At 43.2% G+C, this 8,184-nt stretch carries 5 protein-coding genes; 1 reads left to right on the top strand and 4 read right to left on the bottom strand.

The window, feature by feature from the left end:
- Window positions 1-201: 201 nt before the first annotated feature.
- Complete coding sequence (locus F8S12_RS28875) at window positions 202-1,959, bottom strand: serine/threonine protein kinase (RefSeq protein WP_196519703.1); 1,758 nt, start codon at window positions 1,957-1,959, stop codon at window positions 202-204.
- Between the two features lie 345 nt (window positions 1,960-2,304).
- Between F8S12_RS28875 and tnpB the strand changes: the two genes are divergently transcribed.
- Complete coding sequence (tnpB, locus tag F8S12_RS28870) at window positions 2,305-3,510, top strand: IS200/IS605 family element RNA-guided endonuclease TnpB (protein WP_230968346.1); 1,206 nt, start codon at window positions 2,305-2,307, stop codon at window positions 3,508-3,510.
- Window positions 3,511-3,552: 42 nt separating this feature from the next.
- Here the strand turns inward: tnpB and F8S12_RS28865 are convergent, their stop codons facing one another.
- The 3 genes from F8S12_RS28865 to F8S12_RS28855 form a co-directional block, all read right to left on the bottom strand.
- Entirely contained in the window at window positions 3,553-5,766 is a 2,214-nt protein-coding gene (locus F8S12_RS28865; protein ID WP_196519702.1) for a tetratricopeptide repeat protein, read from the bottom strand.
- 433 nt (window positions 5,767-6,199) lie between these two features.
- Complete coding sequence (gene psb34 / locus F8S12_RS28860; protein WP_196519701.1) at window positions 6,200-6,379, bottom strand: photosystem II assembly protein Psb34; 180 nt, start codon at window positions 6,377-6,379, stop codon at window positions 6,200-6,202.
- A gap of 151 nt (window positions 6,380-6,530) precedes the next feature.
- The coding region (locus F8S12_RS28855; protein WP_196519700.1) for a thiazole synthase at window positions 6,531-8,184 on the bottom strand (1,654 nt) is incomplete at its 5' end.

Genomic DNA, 8,184 nt, shown 5'->3' with positions numbered 1-8,184 from the left:
TGCCCAATGCCCAATGCCCAATGCCCAATGCGCATTGGGCATTGGGCATTGGGCATTGGGCATTGGGCATTGGGCATTGGGCATTGGGCATTGGGCATTGGGTATTAGGTATTGGGCATTGGGCATTGGGCATTGGGCATAGTTATTTCCCTTGTCTCCCTCATCTTCCCCTGCTCCCCTGCTCCCTGCTCCCTGCCTTCTTCACCGCCACCCTAAAAGACGTAATCCAGGCACAATTAGGTAGTAACTCACCCCCAACCATAAGCTGATAAAGAAGCCCACACAACCAAAAAAAGTTAGAGGCAAGTATAACTCTGACCAGCCTGGTTGACTAGAGAATTGGAAGATTGGTGGTGCTAACCTTAAAAGTATCAAAACTGCATAGCCGATCGCACTGCCAAAGCCAGCGAACACAGCGTATATTATGTGATGGCTACGAAGTCCTAAACTCAAAGTGAGTAGGCAAACTGCAACTAAAATCACTGCTACTAAGCCCTCGCCGCTATCTTTTGGTGTGATTAATTGCAAAATCAACCAGCCGAAGCTATAGCTAATCATCCCCATCAGCGACGCTACTAAAAACCGCCGCCGTTGACCAAAACATCCAGATACCGTCAGTCCCCAGGCGGTTCCCCAACCTGCTGCAACGAACACCAAAATATCTGCCCCGAAGACGAGTTGAGTGTTTGGCACTAATTCGTTTAACTGACTCGAAATAAATTCCACAACCTGACGGCCCAAGCTTGTCCGATACGCCAAAATAAAACCAGCGATCGCACCAAAACAAGCGCCGAAACTGGTCAGTATTATCGCCCAAATCGTCGCCAAACAAGCTTGGAAAATTTTGATAATTGCTTGAGCGAAGAAAATAATGGTTTTGTTTACAACTTGGCTAAAGTTAGCTAAAACTTGTTCAATAGCTTGTGTTAGCAGTGTAAATCTCTGAAACGCTTGCCTTGAGGCTTGTTTAACGTTGTCTCGCAGTTGAGAAAACAACCCTGATGGCGGTAATGGTTGAGAAATCTTTGCCAAACGTTTTTGAATTATAGCTGCATTTGCCGGACGCGATCGCACATCCTCCTGCACCATCTCATCGAGTAAATCTGCTAGTTGGGGGTTGACTTTTATCGTAGTTCGCCAGCGCAACTTCCCAGTTTGCTGATCTTCCAACTCTAGTGGATACTTGCCGGTTAGTAGCTCAATCATCGTTCGACCAAGGGCATAAAAATCGGCATTTGGACTGACAATACCTCCAATCACTTGCTCTGGTGGACTATAGCCAGAAGAAAATAACCGGGTGGAACTAGATTGAGAACGTAGCTTTGAGGGGCTAAATTGTTTTGCTCCGCCAAAATCAATTAGTACCAAGCGATCGCCCTCTATTTCCCCTTCAACCGGGGATACAATTAGCGAAGAACCCAGCATTAAATTAGAAGGTTTGATGTCCCGGTGAATAATCTGACGTTTGTGTAATTCTTGTAAAATCTGTACAGTTTGGGCAAACCAGTTTAAAACCAAATCTTCTGGACATCCTTGGGGATACTTTTTTAATATTTCCTCCAAAGTCCGCCCATTGATTTTTTCCATTACCAGACAAGGCAGTTGGTGCGGTTTGGGACTAAACAAATTTATGTGAAAATACCCATCAGCATCAACTTTAGGGACACCCGGATGCTGTAAGCTACATAAAACCGCCGCCTCTTGGGTAAATAATTCTAGTGCCTTTGGCGAATCTTCTACCAACACTTTCAGCACTTTCTCTGTTTGAGTTTTTTCATCCCAAACCGTATAGATTTGAGCAAATCCTCCCGATCCCAACGGCTGAAGTGGGACATAGCGGTCTAACAGCTGGAGCGGTGCGCCACAGCTGTTGCAAAATTTGTTTCCCCAAGGTTGAGGATAAGGACGTTGACAGTCAGGATTTATGCAGTGAACCGCACTCTGAGTGATGTGGGACACAACCGCTACAATACAAAGGCTGACTTGATTTTAGCGTTTCTTTTAAGTTTTCTGATTTTAAAACAGGGAACGATGAGACAGCGCTGCTCATAACTTCGGTGATTCCTCATCTGAACAGGATTTTAGTTTTGAACAGCACTTACGCAAACAATACCCAAAACCCTGAGTTTTAGGTAGGGGCAATTCATGAATTGCCCCTACAGTGTGTAGTTTTGCGTAAGTCCTATTGAAATAAGAGTTGATGTCTTCAAGCCGCACACTCGTGACTTCAAGTCATGAGTTAGGCGCTCTATATTAAGTATGACTTTGTGTTAAAATTGAGAGGTATTCAGCAAATTCAATAAATTGCCATCCATCCAAAAAGCATTTAAAGTTACTCTCATACCCACACACAATCAAGAAGTCTTAATCAATAAGACAATTGGTTGTGCCAGATATGTGTACAACCACTTTTTGGCACTGAAGAAAGAGTTATATGCAAGTGAGGGAAAAACCTTAAACTACAACGCTTGTAGTCAACAGCTAACTATACTCAAGAAAGAAATTGAATGGTTGAAGGAAGTAGATAAGTTTGCCTTACAAAATTCACTCAAGAATTTAGAGACAGCATACAAAAACTTTTTTGCTGACTTAAAGAATATCAAAGGTAAGAAGGGTGTAGGTTTTCCTAAATTTAAAAAGAAGCATGGGTGTAAACAGTCTTACAAAACTAACCTGACTAACGGCAACATTCAGGTAATAGAGAATAAGTGTAAGCTTCCCAAGTTAGGATGGATTAAGTTTCATCAGTCTCAAGACATTACCGGGAAGCTTGTAAACGTTACCGTAACTCGTACTTCATCAGGTAAATATATTGCTAGTATTTTGTGCGAAATAGAGATAGAAAAGTATCCTCAAGTCATACAGAATATTGGACTGGACTTAGGGCTGAAGTCTTACCTGACTACTAGTAATGGCGAGACGGTAGACAACCCCAAGTATTATAGAACTCAAAAAAGGAAGTTACGCTTATGCCACAAAAAACTATCCCGCAGTGTCAAAGGTAGTAGCAACCGAGTCAAAGCGAAAATCAAGCTGGCTCGTACTTATGAACGGATTACGAATTTGAGGGACGACTTTCTGCACAAGCTGTCAACTCGTATAATCAAGGAAAACAGCATTATCTGTATCGAGGATTTACGAGTTGCCAACATGGTAAAGAATCACAACTTGGCAGTGAGCATTTCAGACGCTAGTTGGACTAAGTTCGTGACTATGCTGGAATACAAAGCTTTTTGGCATGACAGAATTGTGCAAAAAGTTGGTACATTTTATTCCTCATCTCAGACTTGTAATTCTTGCAAATCAATCAACCCATTGGTTAAAGACTTAAAGCTGCGTGAATGGTTTTGTCCTAGTTGCGGTAATTACAACCTGAGAGACGTAAACGCAAGTCTAAATATTCTGAGTGAAGGGTTGAGAATTTTGACAGCAGCCGTCGGTGCGCCGGATGCTATATACGCCTGTGGAGAACTTGTAAGACAAGAGAGCAATTCAGGCAGAGATCGTTGAAGCAGGAATCACGCCACTTCTAGTGGTGTGAGGTTCAAAAAACTACAATTTTGACAGAATCTCCGGCAACAACTGGCTGGGAACTTTAGATAAAGCCAGATTTTGTCCTTGTATCCCTAATTCATTATGGAAAGCACGAATTGTTTTCACCATATAACCGAAGGTTGTTTGATAAGCCTCTGGTTGTTTACTTAATCCGTTTAGAGCTTGCAAATGGTAGTCTAATGCTACTTGTAGATGTTGAGAACGGATTGCTTTGTCAACATTGTAAGACTTATCTATTACTAGCTGATAATGTGCCAGTGCCAGGTTATTATAAGAGGCAAACAAATCAAAACTTAAAGGAGTGCCGCTAAGGGAATGAGCCAAAGCTATAGCTTCTTCGTAAGCACTGATACATAATTGCAGATATTTTTGCTGTGCTTCTTTAGTTGTCTGAGATAAATTTGCTAGATGCCAGTAAGCAGTACCCAGATTATTTTGTGTAGCGGCACAAGCGCTAGGAACATTAGCTGGGGTGCGATATTTAAGAGCTTCGTTATAGACATCAATAGCTAGTTGTAAATTTTGGGCAGGTTGTTCGTATTGTGCTAGATTCCAATAGGCAGTACCGATATTGTTTTGAATCATCCCATACTTGAGCGGTTCATGTTCTGGGTTGTAGTGTATAAGTGCTTCGTTGTAAGCTGCGATCGCTTTCTTTAAATGCACAATCGGTTGACTATATTGCCCTAAATGCCAGTAAGCGGTACCCAAATTGTTTTGGCAAGCAGCATACTTTAATGAGTCCATATCGACTGTACGATAGCTGAGTGCTTCGCTGTAAGCTAAAACTGCTTGCTGCCAATTCTCAGCTGGGTTAGAAAAACGAGCTAAATCACCATAAGCCGTCCCCAAATTATTTTGCACACGAGCGTAAGTTTCCGAATTCGTCTCTGGCAAAGTCATCTTTAACGCCAACTGATAAAATTCTATTGCCTGCTCTATGTAAGTTTGTCCTTCCTCAGAATTGGGTGGTGTGCGGTACAGCATCCAGTAAAGTGTACCCAAGTCATTCAAGATATCTGGAAGTTGCGGTGAAGTTTCATCATAACTAATTGCCTCCTGATAAGCAATAATTGCCACCATCAGGTTTTCTAAAGTTGATTCTCCTTGTTCAATGCGAAGGCGGTATAAAGTGCCTAAGCGATGATAAGCTTCTGCCAGTAACTCCCCTGAAGCTTGCTTTTCGTGTAATTCTTCAATTTCCAACAAAATCTGCTGCGGTTGCAAGTAATCCCCTGTATCTTGAGCAATACTTGTGTTGATTGTTGCTATTACTAGCTCCGTTAATTCGCTGCTAATATGAGACAAAGACGACAACGGTTGATTATTACTCCCACTACCAGACCTAATAGTAGATTCTTGCTGTTGTGGCACACTCTTCAATAAATCCGTTGTTGACGGTGAAGCTTCTGGGGTTTTGTGTAGACTATTCCCTTGTGTCTCTGCTAAAAAATCGGAATTATTCTCAAACTTTAACTCCGTGGCTGCGGTTCTGAGTTCTGTTTGGGTAACTGATTCATCTAGAATCGACTGCTCAAGATTTCCTAAATCCAAGCTTCCAGAACGTTTTTCACGTTCTTGATAGCCCGAATTAGGAGTCGCTGGTGTGGGTTCTCCGGCAAATACAAATACGCCAGTCCGACAACGCCAAAACTGTGGTGCTGATTGCTTAATAGCAGATAACCAAGGACGCGGTATCCACAGCAACAAATTAGATTCTAGGAATCGGCTGGATTCTTGTGTAGAGAAATATTGCTCGCTTAAGCGGAGATGGTGCAAAAATAAACGCTGTGTCGCTACTGGTTGCTTGGTTAGCTGTTCCACACCTACAATCTGAAATGCTGGTATTGGAAAGGGTCTTCGTGGCGTATCTTTTAATACTTCAACAATTGGCGGTGGATAATTAGCCAACCATTGATTTATCTGAAATATGGGATTAGGATCGTTTAAACTCAAACGCAATGTGACTAATCGCGGATAAGCTGGAGTGCTGTTTTCCTGGCCATTTGATGGCTGATACAGCACTTGTCCAACAGGATAAGCCAATGTAGAATGCAAACGAGCCGCTACTTGATTTCTCAAGTGTAAATCATCACATACCGCTAAAAAAAGTTGGCGTCGTAGGCTAAGACTTAAGGCAAGTTTTAGGCGCTGGTATACTTGCCGATTCCAAGTAAAATTATCGTTGTATGCAGTATCATTCACGCTCATGGCGGCTAAAGAGCCAAAACACAGTATATATTTATTACCTATCTGAGCAGATCAAAGCGGGTTGAAAATCTCATAATGAAAATGATTTTTAAGTGGATGTAATACTGCTCATGATAAATTGAGCTTTTCAATTTTAATCGGATTCAAGTATATAATTATACTTTGATTGCCAATTCAATTTTAACAAAAACAGAACTTACGCAAACATAGCCGAAAAGAATGATTTTCTTCTTAGGGGCAATACCCTGCGGGAAGCCGCTTCTCTACGTTCGCGCAGCGTGTCGCAGACAGACGCTCCGCGAATGCGTCTACATGAATTGCCTCAGAGTGCGTATAGTTTTGCGTAAGTCCTAAAAAAATAAAAAAGCAGGCCCCTCTTAAAATCGGAACCTGAAAAACTATAAAGATGAAATTTTATTAAAATGTTTTATGCTCAACTGTTCTGGGAAACAAAGAAGGCCACTAAAATTAAGCCGCCAACCAAAGCTGTAGCGACGATTCCTAGTAAAATATAGGTTCGCTTTTGCCCTTGCGTGGGAGGTTCTGCTTGATAAATCTTCGGTTCCTGGGCAAAATTATTTAGACGGCCGCCTTCTTCGTTTGTATAGGGCATGAATTAATTCCTTTATCTTAATTATCCTTGACTTAATGTTACATAAGTACTATGTCCGCTCTCAAGCTGCTAGATAAATCGTTACATTAATAGGCATTGGGCATTGGGCATTGGGAATTAGTTATTCTCCCTTCTCCCCATGCCCCATTCCCTAACTAGTAATTGTCCCAGTTAGTGGTGAACTAGGACTGGCGTAATCTTTGATGGGCATCCTGCCAGCAAGGTATGCTAGGCGACCGGCGACTGTTGCTAAATTCATGGCACGAGCCATTGCTGCTGGGTTTGGAGAAAGAGCGATCGCACTATTAATCAACAAGGCATCTGCTCCCAATTCCATTGCCTGGGCGGCTTGGGAGGGTGAACCAATACCAGCATCTACCACCACTGGCACACCTGCATTTTCGATGATAATTTGGATATTGGCAGTTGTTTTTAGCCCTTGTCCAGAACCAATTGGTGATGCTAAAGGCATTACTGTAGCACAGCCTACATCTTCTAAACGCTTGGCTAACATGGGGTCAGCGTTGATATAGGGCAATACTGCAAAGCCTTCTTTAACTAATTGTTCTGCTGCTTGCAGCGTTTCAATGGGATCGGGGAGTAAATACTTAAGGTCAGGTATTACTTCTAACTTGACAAAATTATTATCTTCTTGCCCCAACAATTTCGCCATCTCTCGCCCCAAACGCGCCACCCGAATCGCCTCTTCAGCAGTTTGGCAACCTGCGGTATTGGGTAACATCCAGATTTTCGTCCAATCTAAGGCTTCAGCTAAACCTTCATGTCCGGGGGCTTTGGTTTGTACCCGTCGTACTGCCACAGTGACAATCTGGCAATCGCTGGCGGCAATACTTTGCTGCATTTCCTCAATGCTGCGATACTTACCAGTTCCCGTCATCAAGCGGGATTGGAAGGTTTTGCCTGCAATAATCAGGGGAGAGTGGGTAGAGACGCGATTAATCGCGTCTGTGGCGATATGATGCCCGTTGGAAAAATTGGCAGAGTGAGTCAGCATTGGGGTGGAGGTAGATAACTTGGACTGGAAGCGCGAATAATTAAAATCAGTAAGTATAGGGTCAGACTTTTGTTCCAAAATTAAATCGGCAATCAATGCGGCTGTTACGGGCGCAAGTAGAATCCCGTTGCGGTAATGACCAGTAGCAAGGGTTAAATTTTGACAATGGCTGGTGCCAAGGATGGGCAACTCATCGGGCGTAGCTGGGCGAAATCCCCACCAAAATTCCTGGATGGGATAATGCTTTAATTGGGGATACAGCCGAATGGCAGCTTGTAGTAATGTTTGAATGCCTTCTGGGGTGTTGTCGGGGGTGAAGCCAACGTCTTCGCTTGTTGCCCCAATAATGAGGCGATCGCGTCTCGGTACGATGTAAATATCCTGCCCAAACAAAACCCGCTTCAAGGGCAATTCCGGCACAAATTCCGGTATCCGCACACTCAGCATTTGTCCTTTTCTAGGGCGTATCGGTAGTGGTAACAACTCATTTGACCAAGCACCGGAAGTTAAAACATAGTGTGCAGCGCGAATTACCCCAGCATTGGTTTGCACGCCAACCACTTGCCCCTGCTGCTGTAAAAATGCTTCTACCGTAATGCCGTCTTTGAGTTCAACACCAACAGAATCAGCCGCCGTCCACAGAACGCGAGCTAGAGCCTTATTATCAACTTGTGCGTCTTCAGGATACCACCAGCCACCAACTACCTCTGTTCCCAATCCTGACTGAGATTGATGAATTGCCTCTTTATCTAACCAGTAAGCCGGAGAAGTCTTTTCCCCCCTGCTCCCC

The organism is Nostoc sp. WHI, assembly GCF_015714725.1.
In the GTDB taxonomy this organism is placed as follows: domain Bacteria; phylum Cyanobacteriota; class Cyanobacteriia; order Cyanobacteriales; family Nostocaceae; genus Nostoc.
The sequence above is the reverse complement of the archived record's forward strand: the minus strand, read 5'-3'. Positions and strand labels throughout refer to the sequence as shown.